The sequence below is a fragment of the Methylorubrum sp. GM97 genome, from assembly GCF_024347855.1.
Classification (GTDB): Bacteria; Pseudomonadota; Alphaproteobacteria; order Rhizobiales; family Beijerinckiaceae; genus Methylobacterium; species Methylobacterium extorquens.
Genome location: NZ_AP025942.1, coordinates 311,364 through 331,844, shown reverse-complemented (window position 1 = coordinate 331,844; position 20,481 = coordinate 311,364). Strand labels below are relative to the sequence as shown.

The following is a 20,481-nucleotide window of genomic DNA, read 5'->3' as shown; positions in this document are numbered from 1 at the left end:
GGGTTCCGGGATGGGGCTGATATCATTCGGGCAAACCCCGAAATCAAGCGCACCGTGCCAGGGACGGGTCAGAGTTCGCGCGGCGGCGGCGAATCGACGAGGGCGTCGAGCCCTTCCGCTCGGAGGGCGGCGACGTCGCTGGCGAACACCTCCATCACCGCAGCGCGAATCATCGCGAGGCGGTCCGGCTGCACCACGCGAGTGCCAGTGAGGTCGGTCACGTAGAACACGTCCACCGCCCGCTCGCCGAAGGTCGCCACATGGGCCGAGGTGATGTTGAGGCTCAGGCGGTTGAGCCCCGTCGTCAGCTCGTAGAGCAGGCCCGGCCGGTCGAGGCCGGTGATCTCCACCACGGTCTCACGGCTCGACAGGGCGTTGTCGATCGACACGTCCGGCGGCACGAGGAAGGTCTTGGGCGGCTGCTTCGGGTGCTTGTCGGCGACGAGTTCGGCGATCTTGATCTCGCCCTTCAGTGCCCGCTCGATCGCCGTGGCGATGCGGCCGGCCCGGCGCAGCTCGTCCTCGTCCCGCTCGAAGGCGCGGGAGATGAAGATCGAATCGAGGGCGAAGCCGTCGGTGGTCGTGAAGATCTGCGCATCGACGATGTTGCCGCCCATGGTCGCGCAGGCGCCGGTGATGATGGCGAGCAACCGCGGATGATCGGGGGAATAGACCGTCAGCTCGGTCACGCCGCGCACCGGATCGGTCTCGTAGGTCGTCGCGCTGGTGCGGCCCTCTTCCATCACCGTGCGCAGGAAGCGGGCGTTCTTGAAATGGCGCGTCGAATCCACCTTGAGCCAGTAGGCTTGGTTGTGGCGCGCGGCGTAGCCGTCGAACAGCTCGGAGTTCCAGTCGGAGAGCTGCTCGCGCAGGGCCATCTGGATCAGCCGGACCCGGTCGGTGCGGGCGATTTCTGAATGGCCGCCGGACAGGACGACTTCGGTCTCGTCGTAGAGAGTGCGCAGCAGCGTGCCCTTCCAGGCGGTCCACACGCCGGGGCCGACCGCCTTGATGTCGGCGACGGTGAGGATCGCGAGCAGCTTCAACCGCTCCAGGCTCTGCACCTCGCTCGCGAACTTCTCGATCGTCCTGCGGTCGGAGAGGTCGCGGCTCTGCGCGGTCATCGACATCAGCAGGTGGTGCTCGACCAGCCACGAGACCGTCTCGGTCTCCGCCTGGCTCAATCCGAAACGCGGCCCGAGCTTGCGGGCGATGGCAGCACCCGCGATCGAGTGGTCTTCCGGCCGGCCCTTGGCGATGTCGTGGAGCAGGATCGCGACATAGAGGGCGCGGCGGTTGTGGATCGTATCGATGAGCCGCGTGGCGAGCGGATGTTCGTCGCGCACCCGGCCCGAATCGATCGCGGCGAGCACGCCGAGCGAGCGCAGCAGATGCTCGTCCACCGTGTAGTGGTGGTACATGTTGAACTGCATCATCGCGACGATGCGGCCGAATTCCGGGATGAACCGGCCGAGCACGCCCGCCTCGTTCATCGATCGCAGGATCGTTTCGGGCGCGTTCTTCGAGGTGAGGATGTCGAGGAAGAGCCGGTTGGCCTCCGGATCGATGCGCACCGCGTGGGTGATGAGCTTGAGCGAGCGGTTGGCCAGCCGCGCCGCGTCCGGATGGATCGGGAGGTTGTGCCGGTCGGCGAGCCAGAACAGGCGGATCAGGTTGACCGGATCGCGCTCGAACGCGTCCTCGCCGCGGATGTTGACCCGGCCGTTGTCGATCCAGAAATCCTCGGCCTCGATCGAGGTCGCGCGGAAGCGGTCGCGGAAGCGGCCGATCCAGCGGTCGAGCACCGGCGTGCGCTTGGCGTGGCGTGCCTCCAACTCGGCGCAGACGATGGCGGTGAGGTCGCCGACATCCTTGGCGATGAGGAAATACGCCTTCATGAAGCGCTCGACGCCCGAGAGGCCGCCGCGGGAACCGAAGCCGAGCCGCTCGGCGATCTTCGGCTGCAGCCCGAACGACAGCCGCTCCTCCGGCCGCCCGGTCACGAAGTGGATGTGGCAGCGCACCCGCCACAGGAACTCCTCGCAGCGCTCGAACAGGCGGTACTCGTCCGGCGTGAACAGCCCGGCATGGACCAGCTCGGCCTGATTGCGCACGCGATAGGTGTATTTCGCGATCCAGAACAGGGTGTTGAGATCGCGCAAGCCGCCCTTGCCGTCCTTGACGTTGGGCTCGACGAGGTAGCGCGAGGCGCCCGCCTTGGCGACGCGGGCATCGCGCTCGCGCAGCTTGGCGTCCACGAACTCCGAGGCCGACCCGATCACCAGTTCGGTGTCGAAGCGGGTGACCATCTCCTCGAACAGCGAGCGCGAGCCGAACAGGAAGCGGGATTCCAGCAAAGCGGTGCGGATCGTCATGTCGGCGCGGCCCTCGCGCAGGCATTCCTCGACGGAGCGCGTCGCGTGGCCGACCTTCAGCTTGAGGTCCCACAGCACGTAGAGCATCGCTTCGACGACGCTCTCGGACCATGCGGTCTGCTTGTAGGGCAGCAGGAACAGCAGATCGATGTCCGAGCCCGGCGCCATCGTACCCCGGCCGTAGCCGCCTGTCGCGACGATCGCGAGGTGCTCGCCGGTGGACGGGTTGTCGTTGGGATAGAGGCGCCAGACCACGGCGTCGTAGATCGCCCGCACCACCGCATCGGTGAGGCGGCTCAGACGCTGCGCGCAGGCGAGGCCGTCGCGTTCCTTGAGGAGAAGCCGCTCGGCCTCCGCGTGACCGGTCTCGATCACCTTGCGCAACTCGGGCACAAGGAGCCCCCGCAGCTTGGTCGGCTCGCGGGCGTCGCGGTCGAGAGAGGCGACGATCTTTTCCAGGACGGGAACGGGGTCGAACATGGCCGTCCCGTTAGCATGTAAAGCCGGCGGCGGCATCGGGCGGTTGCAGGCAACTCAGCCGTTCTGTTTCGCGGATTTTTCGTTTGACGAAACGAACGTGACTGTTCTAGCCATCAGGTGGATCCGGCAATAAGCCGGGCCGACATGGGAGACAGCCGCATGATTCGACGCCGCACCGTCCTCTCCGCCTTCGCCGGATTGTTCGGCCTCCTCGCGACCGGTTCGAACCTGCGGGCTGCCGACGTCTCCGAGATCCGGCTCGACTGGGCGACCTACAATCCGGTCAGCCTGGTCCTGAAGGAGAAGGGCTTTCTGGAAGAGGCGTTGAAGGCCCGCGGCATCAAGGTGCGCTGGGTCCAGTCGCTCGGCTCCAACAAGGCGCTCGAATTCCTGAACGGCGGCGCCATCGATTTCGGCTCCTCGGCCGGGGCGGCCGCACTCCTGGCACGCATCAACGGCAACCCGATCAAGGTCGTCTACGCCTATTCCCGGCCGGAATGGACCGCGCTCGTCACCCGCAAGGAGACCGGGATCGGCAAACCCGCCGACCTCAAGGGCAAGCGCATTGCCGTCACCCGCGGCACCGATCCCCACATCTTCCTGATCCGCGCCCTCCAGGGTGCCGGGCTCACCGAGAAGGACGCCAAGCTCGTCCTGCTCCAGCACGCCGACGGCCGCACGGCGCTCGACCGCGGCGACGTCGATGCCTGGGCCGGACTCGATCCGATGATGGCCGCCGCCGAGATCGAGAGCGGCGACGTGCTGTTCCACCGCGATGCCGCCGCCAACACCTGGGGCGTGCTCGACGTGCGCGAGGATTTCGCCAAGGCGCATCCCGATCTCGTGAAGGTGGTCATTGCCGCCTACGAACAGGCCCGCGCCTACGCGCTCGCCAACCCGGACGCCCTGAAGGGCGCGCTCGTCTCGGCCACCAAGCTGCCCGAGGCGGTCATCGCCAAGCAGATCGAGCGCACGGACCTGAGCCAGCCCGCCGTTGGTTCGGCCCAGGCCGAAAGCATCCGCGCCGCCGGCCTTGCCCTGCAGCAGGCGGGCGTCATCCCCGCGTCCACCGACGTGGCGGCGGCGGTGGAGGGTCTGATCGATCCGCAGTTCAACCCGGCCCCGACCCGCTGAGCCTGCTAATGCCGGACGCCGCGCACCTCGCCGCCTTTGCCCTGGTCTGCCTTGGCATGGTGCTGACGCCCGGCCCGAACATGGCCTACCTCGTCTCGCGCACCGTCGTGCAGGGACGAGCGGCCGGGTTGGTGTCGCTGACGGGTGTCGCGGCGGGCTTCGTCGTCTACCTGCTCTGCGCGGCCTTCGGCATCACCGCCCTCCTCGTGGCGGTGCCCTTCGCCTACGATGCCCTGCGCTTGGCCGGGGCGGCCTATCTCTTCTTCCTTGCGTGGCAGGCCGTTCGGCCCGGCGGGCGCTCGCCCTTTGACACCCGCCCGCTGCCGCCCGACGGGGCGGGGCGGCTTTTCGCCATGGGCTTCCTGACGAGCGTGCTGAACCCCAAGATCGCGGTGATGTACCTGTCGTTGCTGCCGCAATTCATCGATCCGGCGGCGGGCGGGGTGCTGACGCAATCCCTTGCGCTCGGCCTTCTCCAGATCGCGGTGAGTCTCACGGTGAACGCGGTGATCGTTCTGTCCGCCGGGTCCGTCGCTGCGTTCCTAAAAGGGCGGCCCCTCTGGCTCCTCGCGCAACGCTGGTTCATGGGGACGGTGTTGGCGGGGCTCGCGCTGGGCGCGGCGACCGATGCGCGGCGCTGAACGGCCGACCCGGCCGAGTCTTTTCGAGAACACGATGCAGATCCGGCGCGGCACCCTGGCATGAGCGTCACCACCGTTCTCTCCGACGACACGGAGCCGAAGGCGGTTCCTGCGCGTCGCTCCGCTGTTCTGGGGGGCGGGGCGCGGCTGGCGCTCGGCCTGCTGCTACCGCTCGTCTTGGCGCTCGGCTGGGAGGTGGCTGTCGCGGCCGGGCTCGCCTCCGGGCGCCTGCTCCCGCCGCCGAGCCGGGTCACGGCCGCGCTCTGGACGCTCGCGGCCTCGGGCGAACTCTGGACCCATGTCGAGGCGACCCTGATCCGCGTCGGCCTCGGCTTCGCCTTCGGGGCCGGCGCCGGCATCCTCGCGGGCGCGCTCACCGCGACGCTGCCGACCCTGCGCTGGCTGGTCGATCCGAGCCTTCAGGCCCTGCGCGCCGTCCCCTCACTCGCCTGGGTGCCGCTGTTCATCCTGTGGTTCGGCATTCTCGAGACGCCGAAGGTCGCCCTGATCGCGGTCGGGGTGTTCTTTCCCGTCTACATCGGCGTGGCCGGTGCCATCGCCTCGGTCGATCGCAAGCTGGTGGAGGTCGGCCGCATCTTCCGGCTTTCGAAGGTCGCGCTCGCCCGGCGCATCCTCCTACCGGCCGTGCTGCCGGCCACCCTGACGGCGCTCCGCACCGGGCTCGGCCTCGGCTTCCTGTTCGTGGTCGCCGCCGAACTGATGGGGGCCTCCGAGGGGCTCGGCTACCTGCTTCTCGACGGCCAGCAATTTAGCAAGCCCGACCAGATCCTGGCCGCGATCATCAGCTTCGCCGTGGTCGGCAAGGCGGCCGATGCCGGGCTCGTCGCCCTGACCAGCCCGCTGGTGCGCTGGCAGGATACGGCGCGGGAGACACTGTGAGCCCGCCATGCTGAGCATCCAGAGCCTGTCCAAGACCTATGCCGACGGCACCCGCGCGCTGGAGGGCATCAACCTCGACGTCCCGAACGCCGAGATCGTCGCTCTGATCGGCGGCTCGGGCTGCGGGAAGACCACGCTGCTGCGCCTCATCGCCGGGCTCGACCGGCCGAGCGCGGGCGACATCGCCCTCGACGGTGAACCGATCACCGGGCCCCATCCGGGCGTCGGCCTCGTGTTCCAGGAATCGCGCCTGCTGCCCTGGCTGACAGTCGCCGAGAATGTCGGCTTCGGCATCGATCACCTGCCGAGGCGCGAGCGGCGGGAGCGCGTCGCCCATGCGCTGGAGCGGGTCGGACTCGCCGAACAGGCCGGGCGCTGGCCCCGCGAACTGTCCGGTGGGCAGCAGCAGCGCGTCTCGATCGCACGGGCGTTCGTGGCCAACCCGCGGGTGCTGCTTCTCGACGAGCCGTTCTCGGCGCTCGATGCCTTCACCCGCAAAGATCTCCACCGCCATCTCCTCGCCCTGTGGGAGGAGATGCGGCCGACGGTGCTGATCGTCACCCACGACGTCGCCGAGGCGGTGGCGCTCGCCGACCGCGCCATCGTCATGCGCCCGCGCCCCGGCCGCCTCGACGACACGGTGGCCCTTCCGATGCGCCGGCCGCGCGACCCGGCCGCGCCGACGAGCGAGGCGGCGACCCGCAACATCCTGGCCGCCCTCGATCATTCGCTGCGCCCGCGCGACGCCTCCCGTGCACCGGAACTCGCCGGCGGCAGCTCGTTCTGAGGTGTCGCGGACCCGCGAAAGCCGCTAAATCCTCGACACCAAAAAACGCGCCACCAAGAGAACAGGAGGAAATCCATGGACGCCGACGCCCTGCGCGCTCTCCAGGCCCCGCTCAAGAACAAGTACCGTGAGACGCCGGATTCCGCCGTCATCACGCTCAAGGCGAAGGGCTCGCTGGACGACACCAGCATCGCCTGCAAGGTCGAAACCGGCCGCGCGCTGGCCGTGGCCGGCCTGCACCCCGCCACCGGCGGTTCGGGCGCCGAACTCTGCTCCGGCGACATGCTGCTCGAAGCGCTCGTCGCCTGTGCGGGCGTGACGGTCAAGGCGGTGGCGACCGCGCTCGAAATCCCGCTCAAGGCCGGCACGGTCAGCGCCGAGGGCGACCTCGACTTCCGCGGCACGCTCGGCGTCGACAAGGAGGCGCCGGTGGGCTTCCGCTCGATCCGCCTGAAGTTCGACCTCGACACCGACGCTCCCCAGGAGAAGCTCGACCAGCTTCTGAAGCTGACCGAGCGCTACTGCGTCGTGTTCCAGACCCTCAACCACAAGCCGGAATTGTCGGTGAACGCCTCGCGCTCCTGAGCGGCGAAGCGTATCGGACAGGCGTCATGCGCCTGCTCATCATCGAGGACGACCGCGAGGCCGCCGCCTATCTGGTCAAAGCGTTCCGGGAAGCCGGGCACGCGGTGGACCATGCGGGCGACGGCCTCGACGGCTATGCACTCGCCCGTGAGGGCGATTACGACGTGCTGATCGTCGATCGCATGTTGCCGAAGCTCGACGGGCTCTCGCTCGTGCGCTCCCTGCGCGAGCAGGCGATCGCCACGCCGGTCCTCATCCTCTCGGCACTGGGCCAGGTGGACGACCGGGTGAAGGGTCTGCGGGCCGGGGGCGACGACTATCTCCCGAAGCCCTACGCCTTCTCCGAGCTTCTCGCCCGCACCGAGGTGCTGGCCCGCCGCCGCACGGCCGCGACCGGCCAGAGCGAGGCCACCGCCTACCGGGTCGGCGACCTCGAACTCGACCGGCTCTCGCACCGGGTGACGCGGGCGGGCCGCGAGATCGTGCTCCAACCCCGCGAGTTCCGGCTGCTCGAATACCTCATGCGCCATGCCGGGCAGGTCGTGACCCGGACGATGCTGCTGGAGCATGTCTGGGACTACCATTTCGATCCGCAGACCAACGTCATCGACGTCCACGTCTCGCGCCTGCGCGCGAAGATCGACCGCGGCTTCGAGCATCCGATGATCCATACGGTGCGCGGCGCGGGCTACGTCATCCGGGCGGACGAGCCGCAAGCCTCGTGAGCCCAACCACCGCATCGCCGCCGCCGGATGGCCTCCTCGCGCGCCTCGGAAAAATCTTCCGCACGACGGCGTTCAAGCTGTCGCTCGCCTATCTCGTGCTGTTCGCGGTGCTGGCCTCGCTCGGCCTCGGCTACGTCGCCTGGAATGCGCGGCGGGTGCTCGACGACCAGATCCTCTCGACCATCGATGCCGAGATCAACGGGCTGTCCGAGCAATACACGGCGGGCGGGCTGCGCCGTCTCATCGCCGTGGTGGAACGGCGCGCCAAGGAGCCCGGCGCCTCGCTCTACCTCGTGACCACGCCCGCGGGCGAGCACATCGTCGGCAACGTGAGCCGGCTGCCGGCCGACATCCTCGCCCGGTCCGGCCAGTACGAGAGCTATTACGGGCGCGGCTCCGATGCGGGCCCGAGCGAGCATCGCGCGATCATGCGGGTCTTCAACCTCGCCGGAGGCTTCCGCCTCGTCGTCGGCCGCGACACCGAGGAGCGCGACCACCTGCGCGCGGCGATCGGCAACACCTTCGGCTCCTCGCTCGCTCTCGTCGTGCTGCTCGGCGTGCTCGGCGGCTGGTTCGTGGCGAGCCGCGTGCTGAAGCGCGTCGACGACATGACCGAGACCACCCGCACCATCATGGCGGGTGATCTCGACGGTCGCCTGCGGGTCGGCGGCACCGGGGACGAGCTGGACCGCCTTGCCCAGAACCTCAACCTGATGCTGGAGCGCATCGGCGAGCTGATGCGCGGCATGCGGGAAGTCTCCGACAACATCGCCCACGACCTCAAGACGCCGCTGACCCGATTGCGCAACCGCGCCGACGAGGCCCTGCGCACGGCCGAGACGCCGGAGGCCCTGCGCACGGCGATGGAGGGCGTGATCGAGGACAGCGACGGGCTGATCCGGGTGTTCAACGCGCTTCTCACCATCGCCCGCCTGGAGGCCGGCAACGCGCCCGAGAGCGTGAGCCGCTTCGATGCCGGGGCGGTGGCGCGGGAGGTGGCCGAACTCTACGAGCCGCTGGCCGAGGACAGGGGCCTAAGCCTGACCGTTGAGATCGAGCCGGATCTGATGCTCGACGGCAATCGCGAGTTGGTCGGGCAGGCGATCGCCAACCTCCTCGACAACGCCATTAAGTACGGTGCCCGCTCCCCTGCGTCCGGCCCGCAGGAGATCACGGTCAGCGCCGTGCGCGCCGACGGCGTCGTTCAACTCCGGGTGGCGGATCGCGGCCCCGGCATTCCGGAAGCCGAGCGCGAGCGGGTGCTCGACCGCTTCGTGCGCCTCGATGCCGCCCGCACCCGCCCCGGCTTCGGCCTGGGCCTCAGCCTCGTCGCCGCCGTCGCCCGGCTGCATGGCGGACGCCTCGACCTTGCCGACAATGCTCCCGGGCTCTCCGTCACCCTGAGCCTGCCGGCCGGCGCGGCCTGAAGCGAATTCAGTTCAGGAAATTGCGCACGCCGTCGGGGTCGGCGAGCGTCGCCAGCGGGCTACCGGGGAGCGCGAGGACCACCAGCAGGACCGAGAGCGTGACGGTGGCGAGCCCCAGCACCGCACCGACCCGCTGCGGTTCGAACCGGCGGCTCGCGATCAGGGCGCAGCCAAGCGTGAAGACGGCGGCTTCGACGAAGGGAACGAAATTGGTGCTGCTCATCGATTCGCTTTCGTCCTCAGTCGCCGTGTCGTCCGCCGGAAGTACCGCGAGAGGATGCCGCTCCGGCCCAGCTGGGATCAACCGAAGAAAGCGTGTTCCTGCTCCCGAGCCCTTCAGGACAGGACGGCCGGGCCGCGGAAAAATTCCCTCGAGGCGGCGCGCCGGGGCCGAGGGACGGGTCCGACACACTGTCTTCGTTCGCGCGATCGTTAGAGCGGCTTCCAGGGCCATCGCTTCGACCGGTTCGCCCTGACCATCGAGGCGGCGCTGGCCGGGCTCGGCGCCGCGCGATCCGGCCTGACGGGGAGCGGGAAGACGCGTCGCGCGGTGGAGGTCGCGCGCTTCGGGTGGTATCTGCCTCGCGCGTGTCGCCCGATGATCCATCCGCTCCGTCCCATCCGCACGGCCTCCCGCGCTTGCCGGTCGCCGCCGCCATGAGCGCGTCCGCCCGCCCGCCGGAAACGGCACTCTACGCGCCGGTGAAGGGCTTCCTCGAAACCCTCGGCTTTGCCGTCAAAGGCGAGATCGGAGGCTGCGACCTCTTGGGGGTGCGCGAGGGCGAGCCGCCGGTGCTGGTGGTGTGCGAGCTGAAGCAGAGCTTCAACCTGGAACTCGTGCTGCAGGCCGTGGACCGCGCCGGCGCCTGCGACGAGGTGTGGCTGGCGGCGCGCCTGTCGGTGCGCGGCAAGGGGCGGGAGGCCGATGCGCGCTTCCGCAACCTATGCCGGCGCCTCGGCTTCGGCCTTCTCGGCGTCGGTGCCGACGACGGCGTCCATGTCCTTCTCGGCCCTGGAGCGCCGATGCCCCGGCGCGACCCCAAGCGGCGCTCGCGCCTTCTGAACGAGCATCGCCGCCGACAGGGCGACCCCGTGGCCGGCGGCGGTTCGCGCGCGCCGGTGATGACCGCCTATCGCCAGCAGGCCCTCCTCTGCGCCCGCGCCCTGGCGCCCGGGCCGCTGCGCCCGCGCGACCTGACGAGCGCCGTCCCGACGGCGGCTGCCATCCTCCGCCGCAACGTCTACGGCTGGTTCGAGCGCACCGGCCACGGCGTCTACGCGCTGACGCCGGCCGGGCACGAGGCGATCGGGCGATGGCCTGCGACGCCGCCCTGACGCGCGCCCTCCCGAAATGCCCTTGGCAGAACTCGATTTGCGCGTTTGATGGGCAGGGCCGCGGCGCGACGGCGATGCGGACGCTTCGAATCGAAGAAGGGACGGCATGGGCAGGCGACACGACGGGCAGATTGCCCGCGACGACGGCACGGCGCCCCTGATCGCGCGGCTGGGGCAGGCCCCGCCGCTCTCGAACCCCGAGGCGGCGCAGGCGCGCCTCGACGAGATCGCCGACGCGCTTCCCGCCGCCCTGCGCGAGGGACCGGCCCGCGATCTCCTCGCGGCGCTCGCCGACCACTCGACCTTCCTGTGGTCGCTCGCCTCGCGCGATGCCGCCCGTCTCGTCCGCCTGTTCGAAGAGGCGCCGGAAGCGGCCGACGCCCGCATCATTGCCGCGCAGCGCGCCGCCGGCCGGGCGGGGGAGGGCGCCGCGCCCGACCTCGATGCGGTCGGCAAGACCCTGCGCCGGAACCGGGCCGAGCACGCGCTCCTCGTCGCGCTCGCCGATATCGGCGGTCTCTGGCCGCTGGAGCGGGTGACCGCCGCGCTCTCCGATTTCGCCGACGCCTCGGTGTCGGCGGCCGTCGATGCGATGCTGCTGCAAGCGGCCGCCGCCGGCCGCTTCCTGCCGAAGGATGCGAGCGAGCCGCAGGCCGGCTCGGGTCTCGTCGTGCTGGGCTTAGGCAAGCTCGGCGGACGCGAGCTGAATTATTCGAGCGATATCGACGTGATCGTGTTCTTCGATCCGGAGGCCGCGCCGCTGAAGCCGGGGCTGGAGCCGACGCCGTTCTTCACCAAGTTGGCGCAGGGCGTCTCGAAGCTGCTGCAGGAGCGCACCCGCGACGGCTACGTCCACCGGGTCGATTACCGCCTGCGGCCGGATCCCGGTTCGACGCCGACCGCGATGAGCCTCGCCTCGGCCTACGTCTATTACGAGACAACGGGCCAGAACTGGGAGCGGGCAGCCTTCATCAAGGCCCGCGCCATTGCCGGCGACATCCCGGCGGGCGAGCGGTTCCTGGACGACCTCACCCCCTTCGTCTGGCGCAAGTATTTCGATTTCGCGGCGATCGCCGACGTGCACGCGATGAAGCGGCAGATCCACGCCGTGCGCGGGCACGAGGCGCTGGCGGTGGCCGGCCACGACATCAAGCTCGGACGCGGCGGCATCCGCGAGATCGAGTTCTTCGTCCAGACCCAGCAACTCGTCTTCGGCGGCCGGCGCCCAATGCTGCGCGGGCGCTCCACCGTGCCGATGCTGGCCAAGCTGCACGAGGATGGCTGGATCTCCCCGGAGGCGCGCGATGAACTCGGCGCGGCTTACGCCTTCCTGCGCACGGTCGAGCACCGCCTGCAGATGGTGCGCGACGAGCAGACCCAACGCCTGCCGACCGACCGGACCGAACTCGAGAATTTCGCTCGGTTCGCGGGCTTTGCCGACCTCGCCGGTTTTGAGGCGGCCCTGCTCGCCCATGCCCGACGGGTGCAGGCGCATTACGCCTTGCTGTTCGAGGCCGGGCCCGATCTCTCATCCGAGGTGGGCGACCTCGTCTTCAGCGGTGCCGCCGACGATCCGGCGACGCTGGCCACCCTGCGCAGCCTCGGCTTTCGCGATCCGGAACGCGTCACCGACACCGTGCGCGGCTGGCATTTCGGGCGGCGTGCGGCGGTGCGCAGCCCCCGCGCCCGCGAGGTTCTGACCGAACTGGTTCCGGCCCTGCTCAAGGCGCTCTCGGGCACGCCCGATCCGGACGCGGCGCTGGCCAATCTCGACCGCGCCTTCGGCCGGATGCCGGCGGCGGTGGAGCTGCTGACCATCCTGCGCGAGCACGAGCGCCTGCGGCTGCTCTTTGCCGATCTCCTCGGCAGCGCCCCGCGCTTGGCGGGCACCGTCGCCTTCTCGCCGCACGTGCTCGACGCGGTGATCGACCCCGATTTCGGCGACCCATCGGTCGATGCCGGAGCCATCGCCGCGCATTACCGCGCCCTGCTCGGCCGGCCCGACAGCCATGAGGTGTTTCTCGACCGCAGCCGCGACGCGGCCCGGCAGCTCCGTTTCCTCACCGGGGCGCGGCTCCTCTCCGGCATCCTGACGCCGCAGGCGGCCGGCCGCGCCTTTTCGGCGATCGCCGACGCCGCGGTGGCGACGGCGCTGGACGCCGTGTCGAAAACCTTTTTCGCCGAGCACGGCCCGATTCCGAACGGCCGCATCGTCGTGCTCGGCTATGGCCGCCTCGGCTCGCACCAACTCACCGCGGAGTCGGACCTCGACCTCGTGGTGCTCTACGATTTCGACCCGGAGAACCGCACCAGCACCGGGCCCAAACCCCTCGACGCGGCGGTGGCCTACAATCGGCTGACCCAGCGCCTTGTCGCAGCGCTCACCGCCCCGACTCGCCGCGGCCTGCTCTACGAGGTGGATTTGCGCCTGCGTCCCGGCGGGGGCCAGGGTGCGGTAGCGGCGCAGTTCCGCAGCTTCCGCGCCTACCAGCGCGAGGAGGCGGAACTCTGGGAGCACATGGCGCTGACCCGCGCCCGTGTCATTGCCGGTGACGAGAGCCTCGCCGAGGAGGCGAAAGCGACGATCCGTGACGCGCTGATGCAGCCGCGTGACGCCGACGCGGTGAACCACTCCGTGCGCAGCATGCGTGCCACGGTCGAGAACGAGAAGGGCGATCACGGCCCCCTCGACCTCAAGCTCAGCCCCGGCGGCCTGCTCGACCTCGATTTTCTGGCGCAGGCCCTGGTCCTCGGCCATGCCCACACCCATCCCGATCTGATCGGCCTCGATGCGCCCGAGGTGTTTTCCCGCGCGGCCGGAGGCGGGATCATCGCGGCGGACGAGGCGGAGCCCCTCGCCGACGCCTACCGGCTCCTCGACGACGTGCACCAGTGGCAGCGCCTGATGGTCGAGGGCGACCCGACCCAGGCCTCCGACGTGGCGCTCGCCCGCCTCGCCCGCGCCGCCAACCTGCCCGATGCCAAGGCGCTCAGTGCTCGGCTCGACGAGGAACGGCGGACGGTGCGGACGATTTTCGACCGCCGGCTCGGGCAGCCGAACTGACGGGCTCAGCCCGGTACGACCGGTGATTTGGTCTGCGGCAGGGCATCGATCGCGGCACGATCGAGCTTGGTATGCGCCTGCACCAGCGCGTGCGGGGTGAGCGCCATCCACTGGCGGAGGGAGATGTCGGCGTAGCGCGGGCTGCGGAACATCTCGAGGAAAGTGAGCGGGGTGTCGCCGGTATTCTCGATGTAATGCCCCATGGCGAAGGGCACGTAGCCGACATCGCCGGCCTGATAATCGAAGCTGCGCGCCTTCGATTCCGAGCCGAACACGGTCATCCGCCCCCGCCCCGAGAGGTAGTATTGCCACTCGTCGCCATTGGGATGCCAATGCAGTTCACGCATCGCGCCGGGCTCCAGCTCGACCAGAGCTGCGGCGATGGTGGCGGAGGCCGGAAAGATTGAGGAATCGGTGATCCGCACGCTGCCGCCCTTCGTGCGGATCGGCTCCTGCGCCAGCATCCTGTGGCTGAAGCGCTTCGGGACGGGTCCCGTCCCGCCGAGCTGATCGTCGGCCAGCGCCCCCGGCTTCGGGCCGGGAAAGATGTAGAGTTCCTTTTCGGGGATCGCGTCGAACGCGCTTTCCGGCAACCCGAAGTTCTTCGCGAGCACGTCACGCGGGGTATGTGCGAGCCAATCGGTGATCAGGAAGGTCGAATCTTCCGAGAAGCCGCCGTCATCGAAGACCAGCAGGAACTCGCAGCCGTCCTCCGGTCCTTCAAGCCCCTGGATCGAGTGCGGAATGCCGGAAGGGAAGTACCAGAGATCGCCCTCACCGACATCGTCGGCGAAGGTGCGCCCGTCGCCGTCGATCGCGGTGATCCGGGCGCGGCCCTTGATCATGTAGGCCCACTCAGCCTCCTTGTGCCAATGCATCTCGCGGACGACGTTGGCCTTCAGGCGCATGTTCACGCCGGCCATGGCCGTCGAGATCGGCAGTTCCCGCGTTGTCGTCTGCCGCGCCCAGCCCCCTTCCTCCAGGCGCATGTGGCTGTCGGCGAACGACCATTTCAAGTTCGGCATGGTGCCGTGGTCGGTTTTCGGCGGCGCCATGGTGAAGGGGTCTTCTGCCTCTCTCGGCGCGTTACGCGGCCCGAGGATGTCGGCCCCCTTGCTGCCCCGGAGCGGCGATGGCCCCTCGGCCGATCGCGCGGGGCCGGCGCTCAAAGCCACGCCGCCCGCGGCAGCGATCAGGCCCCGGCGTGAGAACACGTTCATGACGACCTCGGTAATCCCATTGTCGCCCGGTAACGAGTTCAGGCCGCCTTCGTATCATCGGCGGCGATCACGACATCCGGCGCAGCTCTCGATCCTGCGCGGCTTTCCCTGCCTTGCGGGATCGGCCCGCCACCCCCTAATCTCAACCCCATGAAGGTCGTCGCGATCGATTTCGAGACCGCCAACGAGCGGCGCGACAGCGCCTGCGCGGTCGGGCTTGCCTGGATCGAAGGGGGCCGCGTGGTGCGGCGCGAATCCCGGCTGATCCGCCCGCCGCAGTTGCGGTTCTCGCCCGGCAATATCCGCGTCCACGGCATCCTGCCGGCGGATGTGCGCGACGCGCCGACCTTTCCCGAGGTCATCGCCGAGTTCCTGCCCGACCTGTCGGGCGGATTGATGCTCGCGCACAATGCCGGCTTCGACATGGGCGTGCTCGCCGCCTCGCTCGCTGCCTGGGGCGAGCCGGTGCCGGACATGGCCGGCCATTGCACCCTTCAGATCGCCCGGCGCGTCTTTCCCGATCCCGCGGGCCACGGCCTCGCCAAGGTGGCGAGCCGCCTCGGCATCCGCTTCGAGCACCACGATGCCGGCGAGGATGCCTTTGCCTGCGCCGAGATCGCGCTCGCGGCTCTGCGCGAGACGGGTGCGGCCGACATCGCCGACCTCGCTCGCGGCCTCGGACTTACCCCGATCCGTGCCCTCACCACGCCGCGCCGGGACATGACCCGCTCGACTTCGGCGAAAGCGCTGCGCGCCTCGGGCATCGTCGATCTCCGTCCCACGAATGCCCTGCGCTTCGCCATGCGCGGCAGCACCGGTAACCGCTACTCGCTCGAATTCGAGGAGCGGACGGATGGGCCGTATCTGCGCTGCTCCTGCCCGGCGGGCACCCACCGCCGCCGCTGCCGCCATGTCGATGCGCTGGTCGAGGGCGATATCACCGAGCTGACATCGAACAATTTCGACGATGTCGAGCGGCTGCGCCAATTGCTCGACGGCAAGAGCGTCGGACCGCTGCGGATCAAGGGCGTCGCCGCTGCCTGAAATGATGGCTTTGCGTGGCTCGTTGAGCGGCATCATGCTGCCGTTCGTGCCTCCCCTCCCGAGCGGAGGCGGTACACCGTGGACGTTGGCGGGGAAGCCGCTCCCGAAGCGGGCGACCCTCCTCCTTATCGGAGCTCTGAGAGCGCAGAATCGCCCGTGAGAACACGGCAGCCACGGAGGTGGTACGACTTTTTCATGCCGCTCGACCTATGACGCCGATCATTGTCGGCGCAATCGGCGCGTGAAATCCTCGCCCGATGCGTCCCGGCGGGTGCCAACGCAGACGACCTCGGTCTCGCGGTGCGCCGATTGAACCTTCGACACGATCGATGAGTGCGCGCCGCGCGACCCTCTCACCAAGAGGTGTCGCCATGGATCACGATACGATGCGTCGGACGACCGCCGAATTCTTCGGTACGTTCTGGTTGACCTTCGGCGGCTGCGGTGCGGCCGTCCTCTCCGCGGCCTTTCCCGAACTCGGGATCGGCTTCCTCGGCGTCGCCTTCGCCTTCGGCTTCACCGTGCTGACGATGGCCTACGCCGTCGGCCATATCTCGGGCGGCCACTTCAATCCGGCGGTCACGCTCGGATTGTGGTCGGCCGGACGCTGCGCGAGCCGGCACGTCCTGCCCTACGTCATCGCCCAGGTCATCGGTGCAACGGTGGCGGCCTTCGCCCTCTACACCATAGCCTCGGGAAAAGCCGGCTGGGTGCCGAACGGGTTCGCCGCGAACGGCTATGGCGAACTCAGCCCCGGCAAGTACGGTCTTGCCGCTTGCCTGATCACCGAAGTCCTGACGACGTTCATCTTCCTGTTCATCATCGTCGGCACGACGTCGAAGGGCGCGGCGGCGGGCTTTGCCGGCATTCCCATCGGGTTTGCCCTCGTGCTCATCCACCTGATCTCGATTCCCGTGACCAACACATCGGTCAACCCGGCGCGCAGCACCGGGCCGGCCCTGTTTGCAGGGCCGGAATACATCGCGCAGCTCTGGCTGTTCTGGCTCGCGCCGATCGCTGGAGCGATCGCGGCCGGCGTCGTCGGCCGATGGCTCTACGAACCCGCCGACATGGTCGAAACAACGGTGCTCGAGAGGGGCGCCGAAATCTGACGGCGGCTCGCCAATGATGACGAGGCAATCCCTTGCCCCGTCATCCTGCACCGTCACGCTTCTGCGTTTACTAGAGCTTCTCTTCCTCGAACGCCCTCACCCATTCCGCGCAGATGCCGGAGCGGACGATGTCGTCGAGGGTGAACTCCACGATCGGGATCGTCATCATCCGGCTCTTCACGAGGTGGATGACGGTGCGAAGCCCCGAGGTCTCGCGCAGGTCGGTCTGGGACACGTCGCCGTTGATGATGACCTGGCAATCGTCGCCGATGCGGGTCAGGAACATCTTGATCTCGGCGGTGGTGGTGTTCTGCGCCTCGTCGAGGATCACGAGACAGTTCTTGAAGGTGCGCCCGCGCATCACTTCGAACGGCACCACTTCGATGTCGCCGGCCTTCACCGCGATGTCGAAGGCGGCCGCACCCATGCGCTCTTTCATGGTTTCGGTCAGCGGCGCGACCCAGGGCGCGATCTTCTCTTCGAGCGTGCCGGGGAAGAACCCGAGCGAACGGCCGGACGGCACGTTGGGGCGGGTGATGACGACCTTCGAAATCCGGCGCTGGCGGAGAAGATCGGCGGCGCGGGTGCCGGCGATGAAAGTCTTTCCGGTGCCGGCCGGACCTAAGACGATGACTTGCGAAGATGACGCGAGGGCGTCGAGGTACTGACCTTGTCGATCAGTCAGTGGTTGGATCGGTGCGGGGTTACGTTCCTCGTCGAAGCGGGTGCGATGCATCCGGATCGGTCGGTCCTCAACCAGTTCAAGCCGTGCGCGTCGTCTCTTCATGGATCGATACTCCACCTTGACTCGTGCGTGACTCTCGCAAACTCGCTTTTTCAACCCGTCTCGACTTCCGCGACTCTCCTTCGATTCGGCGAAGACATTGCCGATCTTCGTTCAACTGTACGCAAGAGCAAAGCCAAACCCTACGAGTCGGTTCCACGGCGCAACATGAAGGCTGTGGAGAGCGGCTTTCAGGCAACGCTTCGCCCACGCCGCAAGGGTTGCAGGCGGGGGCGACGGCGGCGTGACGGCTTTGCGAAGAAGCGATGACCCAAGAAGCGTTGACCGATGCGCCTCTCGGCGCTGCCTGCGGATCGGGACGATCCCTGCCTGGGTCATCGCGGGCGTCGCCCTCCTCGGGCGGCGGCGCAGCCGGCGGATCACCGCCGGCGGGACGCTTCAACCGGGTTGGAGGAAGCTGTCGAGCACCATTTTCCGGCCGGCCTTGTCGAAGTCAACGGTGAGCTTGTTGCCGTCGATGCCGGCCACGGTGCCAGGGCCGAACTTGGTGTGGAAGACCCGTTGGCCGTTCTCGAAGGTGGAGGGCGCGCCCGTGGATTTGGCGACCAGCTCGCCCTCGATTTCCCGCGGGCCGCTCGCGCGGCCACCCCGGCCCTGTCCCCCGTTCAGTCCCCCTCCGAACCCGCCCGAGGTGTTGGCCTGGGCCCGCTGCCAGCCCGGCGTGCCGTAGGACGAGCCGAACGGCGTCGGGTTGCGGTCGAAGCGTGAGGCGCCGGCCGAGAAATGCGCGGGCGCCTCGACCACGTCCACGGCCTGCGGCGGCAACTCGTCGATGAAACGCGAGGGGATGGTCGAGGACCATAGCCCGTGGATGCGCCGGTTGACGGCGAAGGACAGCTTGGCGCGCTTGCGGGCGCGGGTGAGCCCGACATGGGCGAGACGCCGTTCCTCCTCCAGGCCGGCCCGCCCGCTCTCGTCGATGGCGCGTTGGTTCGGGAAAAGGCCGTCCTCCCAGCCCGGCAGGAACACGGTGTCGAACTCGAGCCCCTTGGCGGCGTGCAGCGTCATCAGCGAGACACGGTCGGCCCCTTCCGCCTCCGAGGCTTCCATCACCAGGGAGACGTGTTCGAGGAAGGCGGCCATGTCGGGGAATTCCTCCATTGAACGGACGAATTCCTTGAGGTTTTCGAGCCGCCCGGCGGCGTCGGCCGAACGGTCCTTCTGCCACATCTCGGTGTAGCCGGATTCCTCCAGGATGGTCTGCGCCACCTCCGGATGCGGCTTGGTCTCCACCAGTCGCACCCAGCGCGTAAAGCTCTCGACGAGGCCGCGCAGCATCGAGCGGGCGCGTGGCTTCAGCTCGTCGGTCTCGATCAGCTTGCGCGCCGCGGCGAGCAGCGGGATCCGGTCGGCGCGGGCGAAGGCGTGCAGCGTCTGCAGGGTCGCGTCGCCGAGGCCGCGCTTGGGCGTGTTGAAGATGCGCTCGAAGGCGAGGTCGTCGGCGCCGTTCATGGTGACGCGCAGATAGGCTAGCGCGTCGCGGATCTCGGCCCGCTCGTAGAAGCGCGGGCCGCCGATGACGCGATAGGGCAGGCCGACCTGAACGAACCGGTCCTCGATCTCGCGCATCTGCGCCGAAATCCGCACCAGCACCGCGATCTCCGAGAGCGCGTGCCCCCTGCGCTGGAGCGACTCGATCGATTCGGCGACCTGACGCGCCTCCTCCTCGGAATCCCATGAGCCCGTGACCGTGACGGGCTCGCCCGCCTCGTCCTCGGTCCGCAGGGTCTTGCCGAGGCGTCCCTCGTTTTTGGCGATGAGCCCGGAGGCCGCGGCGAGGATGTGGCCGGTCGAGCGGTAATTGCGCTCCAGCCGCACCACGGTGGCGCCGGGGAAATCGTGCTCGAAGCGCAGGATGTTGTCGACCTCGGCGCCGCGCCAGCCGTAGATCGACTGGTCGTCATCGCCGACGCAGGCGACGTTTTTCCGCGCCTGGGCGAGAAGCCTCAACCAGAGATACTGGGCGACGTTGGTGTCCTGGTACTCGTCCACGAGGATGTAGCGGAAGCGGTCCTGGTAGTTGGCCAGGATGTCCGGATTCTCGCGCCACAGCTTGAGGCACAGCAGCAGGAGGTCGCCGAAATCGACCGCGTTGAGCGTCGCGAGCCGGGCCTGATACGCCGCGTAGAGCTGCCCGCCCTTGCCGAAGGCGAAGGACTGCGCCTCGCCCGGCGGCACCTGTTCGGGGCTCAAGCCCCGGTTCTTCCAGCCGTCGATGGTGTGCGCCAGCGAGCGCGCCGGCCAGCGCTTCTCATCGATGTTCTGGTCGCTGATGACCTGCTTCATCAGGCGGAGCTGGTCGTCGGTGCCGAGAATCGTGAAGTCGGATTTCAGCCCGACGAGTTCGGCATGGCGGCGCAGGATCTTGGTGCCGATGGCGTGGAAGGTGCCGAGCCAGGGCATGCCCTCGCCCGCCGGCCCGATCAGCCCGCCGATGCGGTGCTTCATCTCGCGGGCGGCCTTGTTGGTGAAGGTCACCGAGAGGATGTCGTAGGGCCGCGCCTTGCCGGTTGCGATGAGGTGGGCGATGCGCGTCGTCAGAACCCGCGTCTTGCCGGTGCCCGCGCCCGCCAGCACGAGCACGGGGCCCTCCGTCGCCTCCACGGCGCGACGCTGCTCCGGGTTGAGGCCGGAGAGGTAGGACGCGCCCTCGGGTCGCAGGGCGGCCATGGCGCGGGCGGCGATGGAGGTCGGGGCCGACGGCGCTTCGTCGTCGGACGGGCGCGGCCGGAACGCGCCGTGCGCGTCGTTGGGCTCTTGCATCATGCGCGCATCCCTGGACCAAAAGGCGAACGCCGTCGAGACCCGATCCGGAACCGGCGGCCCCCCTCACGCGTCACTCGGGAA

16 protein-coding genes are annotated in these 20,481 nt (G+C 68.9%); 11 read left to right on the top strand and 5 right to left on the bottom strand.

Annotated elements, in window-relative coordinates; all coding sequences use genetic code 11:
* Positions 1–68: 68 nt before the first annotated feature.
* Positions 69–2,855, bottom strand: a complete 2,787-nt coding sequence (locus tag MSPGM_RS01565) for a [protein-PII] uridylyltransferase (RefSeq protein WP_003600762.1) — start codon at positions 2,853–2,855, stop codon at positions 69–71.
* A gap of 159 nt (positions 2,856–3,014) precedes the next feature.
* Between MSPGM_RS01565 and MSPGM_RS01560 the strand changes: the two genes are divergently transcribed.
* From MSPGM_RS01560 to MSPGM_RS01530, 7 genes are all read left to right on the top strand, one after another.
* Complete coding sequence (locus tag MSPGM_RS01560; RefSeq protein ID WP_003600763.1) at positions 3,015–3,989, top strand: aliphatic sulfonate ABC transporter substrate-binding protein; 975 nt, start codon at positions 3,015–3,017, stop codon at positions 3,987–3,989.
* A gap of 8 nt (positions 3,990–3,997) precedes the next feature.
* Positions 3,998–4,630 (top strand): LysE family translocator, encoded by a 633-nt coding sequence (locus tag MSPGM_RS01555; RefSeq protein ID WP_003600764.1) that lies wholly within the window; start codon positions 3,998–4,000, stop codon positions 4,628–4,630.
* 60 nt (positions 4,631–4,690) lie between these two features.
* The gene (locus MSPGM_RS01550; protein WP_003600765.1) at positions 4,691–5,530 is read left to right on the top strand and encodes an ABC transporter permease; all 840 of its coding nucleotides are present in this window, start codon (positions 4,691–4,693) and stop codon (positions 5,528–5,530) included.
* 7 nt (positions 5,531–5,537) lie between these two features.
* Positions 5,538–6,317: an ABC transporter ATP-binding protein gene (locus MSPGM_RS01545; protein WP_003600766.1), complete on the top strand. Its 780-nt coding sequence runs from the start codon at positions 5,538–5,540 to the stop codon at positions 6,315–6,317.
* Between the two features lie 75 nt (positions 6,318–6,392).
* Positions 6,393–6,902 carry an OsmC family protein gene (locus MSPGM_RS01540; protein ID WP_003600767.1) on the top strand — a complete coding sequence of 170 codons (510 nt, stop codon included), beginning with the start codon at positions 6,393–6,395 and terminating at the stop codon, positions 6,900–6,902.
* 26 nt (positions 6,903–6,928) lie between these two features.
* Positions 6,929–7,627, top strand: a complete 699-nt coding sequence (locus MSPGM_RS01535; RefSeq protein ID WP_003600768.1) for a response regulator transcription factor — start codon at positions 6,929–6,931, stop codon at positions 7,625–7,627.
* Positions 7,624–9,054 (top strand): ATP-binding protein, encoded by a 1,431-nt coding sequence (locus MSPGM_RS01530; protein WP_003600769.1) that lies wholly within the window; start codon positions 7,624–7,626, stop codon positions 9,052–9,054. Before MSPGM_RS01535 ends, MSPGM_RS01530 begins: the two co-directional genes overlap by 4 nt.
* A gap of 7 nt (positions 9,055–9,061) precedes the next feature.
* On the opposite strand, the gene MSPGM_RS01525 is transcribed toward MSPGM_RS01530, so the two are convergent.
* On the bottom strand, positions 9,062–9,277 hold the full coding sequence (locus tag MSPGM_RS01525) for a hypothetical protein (RefSeq protein ID WP_003600770.1): 216 nt from the start codon (positions 9,275–9,277) through the stop codon (positions 9,062–9,064).
* Positions 9,278–9,711: 434 nt separating this feature from the next.
* On the opposite strand from MSPGM_RS01525, the gene MSPGM_RS01520 reads away from it, so the two are divergent.
* Positions 9,712–10,389 (top strand): DUF2161 domain-containing phosphodiesterase, encoded by a 678-nt coding sequence (locus MSPGM_RS01520; protein WP_209688018.1) that lies wholly within the window; start codon positions 9,712–9,714, stop codon positions 10,387–10,389.
* A gap of 106 nt (positions 10,390–10,495) precedes the next feature.
* Complete coding sequence (locus tag MSPGM_RS01515; protein ID WP_261926133.1) at positions 10,496–13,453, top strand: bifunctional [glutamine synthetase] adenylyltransferase/[glutamine synthetase]-adenylyl-L-tyrosine phosphorylase; 2,958 nt, start codon at positions 10,496–10,498, stop codon at positions 13,451–13,453.
* A 5-nt stretch (positions 13,454–13,458) separates the two neighbouring features.
* Here MSPGM_RS01515 and MSPGM_RS01510 read toward each other — a convergent pair whose 3' ends face one another.
* Positions 13,459–14,673: an oxalate decarboxylase family bicupin gene (locus MSPGM_RS01510; RefSeq protein ID WP_003603772.1), complete on the bottom strand. Its 1,215-nt coding sequence runs from the start codon at positions 14,671–14,673 to the stop codon at positions 13,459–13,461.
* 150 nt (positions 14,674–14,823) lie between these two features.
* On the opposite strand from MSPGM_RS01510, the gene MSPGM_RS01505 reads away from it, so the two are divergent.
* On the top strand, positions 14,824–15,717 hold the full coding sequence (locus MSPGM_RS01505; RefSeq protein ID WP_003603771.1) for a 3'-5' exonuclease: 894 nt from the start codon (positions 14,824–14,826) through the stop codon (positions 15,715–15,717).
* 371 nt (positions 15,718–16,088) lie between these two features.
* The gene (gene aqpZ, locus MSPGM_RS01500) at positions 16,089–16,829 is read left to right on the top strand and encodes an aquaporin Z (protein WP_003603769.1); all 741 of its coding nucleotides are present in this window, start codon (positions 16,089–16,091) and stop codon (positions 16,827–16,829) included.
* 70 nt (positions 16,830–16,899) lie between these two features.
* On the opposite strand, the gene MSPGM_RS01495 is transcribed toward aqpZ, so the two are convergent.
* Both MSPGM_RS01495 and MSPGM_RS01490 read right to left on the bottom strand, forming a co-directional pair.
* Entirely contained in the window at positions 16,900–17,616 is a 717-nt protein-coding gene (locus MSPGM_RS01495; protein ID WP_003603768.1) for a PhoH family protein, read from the bottom strand.
* Positions 17,617–18,012: 396 nt separating this feature from the next.
* The gene (locus MSPGM_RS01490) at positions 18,013–20,400 is read right to left on the bottom strand and encodes an ATP-dependent helicase (protein ID WP_003603767.1); all 2,388 of its coding nucleotides are present in this window, start codon (positions 20,398–20,400) and stop codon (positions 18,013–18,015) included.
* Between the last annotated feature and the right edge of the window lie 81 nt (positions 20,401–20,481).

Excerpts from the sequence above, each read along its gene's own strand:
- MSPGM_RS01565 (WP_003600762.1), bottom strand. The coding sequence starts at position 2,855 with ATGTTCGACCCCGTTCCCGTCCTGGAAAAGATCGTCGCCTCTCTCGAC.
- MSPGM_RS01525 (WP_003600770.1), bottom strand. The coding sequence starts at position 9,277 with ATGAGCAGCACCAATTTCGTTCCCTTCGTCGAAGCCGCCGTCTTCACG.
- MSPGM_RS01555 (WP_003600764.1), top strand. The coding sequence starts at position 3,998 with ATGCCGGACGCCGCGCACCTCGCCGCCTTTGCCCTGGTCTGCCTTGGC.
- MSPGM_RS01550 (WP_003600765.1), top strand. The coding sequence starts at position 4,691 with ATGAGCGTCACCACCGTTCTCTCCGACGACACGGAGCCGAAGGCGGTT.
- MSPGM_RS01560 (WP_003600763.1), top strand. The coding sequence starts at position 3,015 with ATGATTCGACGCCGCACCGTCCTCTCCGCCTTCGCCGGATTGTTCGGC.
- aqpZ (WP_003603769.1), top strand. The coding sequence starts at position 16,089 with ATGGATCACGATACGATGCGTCGGACGACCGCCGAATTCTTCGGTACG.
- MSPGM_RS01505 (WP_003603771.1), top strand. The coding sequence starts at position 14,824 with ATGAAGGTCGTCGCGATCGATTTCGAGACCGCCAACGAGCGGCGCGAC.
- MSPGM_RS01490 (WP_003603767.1), bottom strand. The coding sequence starts at position 20,400 with ATGATGCAAGAGCCCAACGACGCGCACGGCGCGTTCCGGCCGCGCCCG.
- MSPGM_RS01545 (WP_003600766.1), top strand. The coding sequence starts at position 5,538 with ATGCTGAGCATCCAGAGCCTGTCCAAGACCTATGCCGACGGCACCCGC.
- MSPGM_RS01495 (WP_003603768.1), bottom strand. The coding sequence starts at position 17,616 with ATGAAGAGACGACGCGCACGGCTTGAACTGGTTGAGGACCGACCGATC.
- MSPGM_RS01520 (WP_209688018.1), top strand. The coding sequence starts at position 9,712 with ATGAGCGCGTCCGCCCGCCCGCCGGAAACGGCACTCTACGCGCCGGTG.
- MSPGM_RS01540 (WP_003600767.1), top strand. The coding sequence starts at position 6,393 with ATGGACGCCGACGCCCTGCGCGCTCTCCAGGCCCCGCTCAAGAACAAG.
- MSPGM_RS01535 (WP_003600768.1), top strand. The coding sequence starts at position 6,929 with ATGCGCCTGCTCATCATCGAGGACGACCGCGAGGCCGCCGCCTATCTG.
- MSPGM_RS01515 (WP_261926133.1), top strand. The coding sequence starts at position 10,496 with ATGGGCAGGCGACACGACGGGCAGATTGCCCGCGACGACGGCACGGCG.
- MSPGM_RS01510 (WP_003603772.1), bottom strand. The coding sequence starts at position 14,673 with ATGAACGTGTTCTCACGCCGGGGCCTGATCGCTGCCGCGGGCGGCGTG.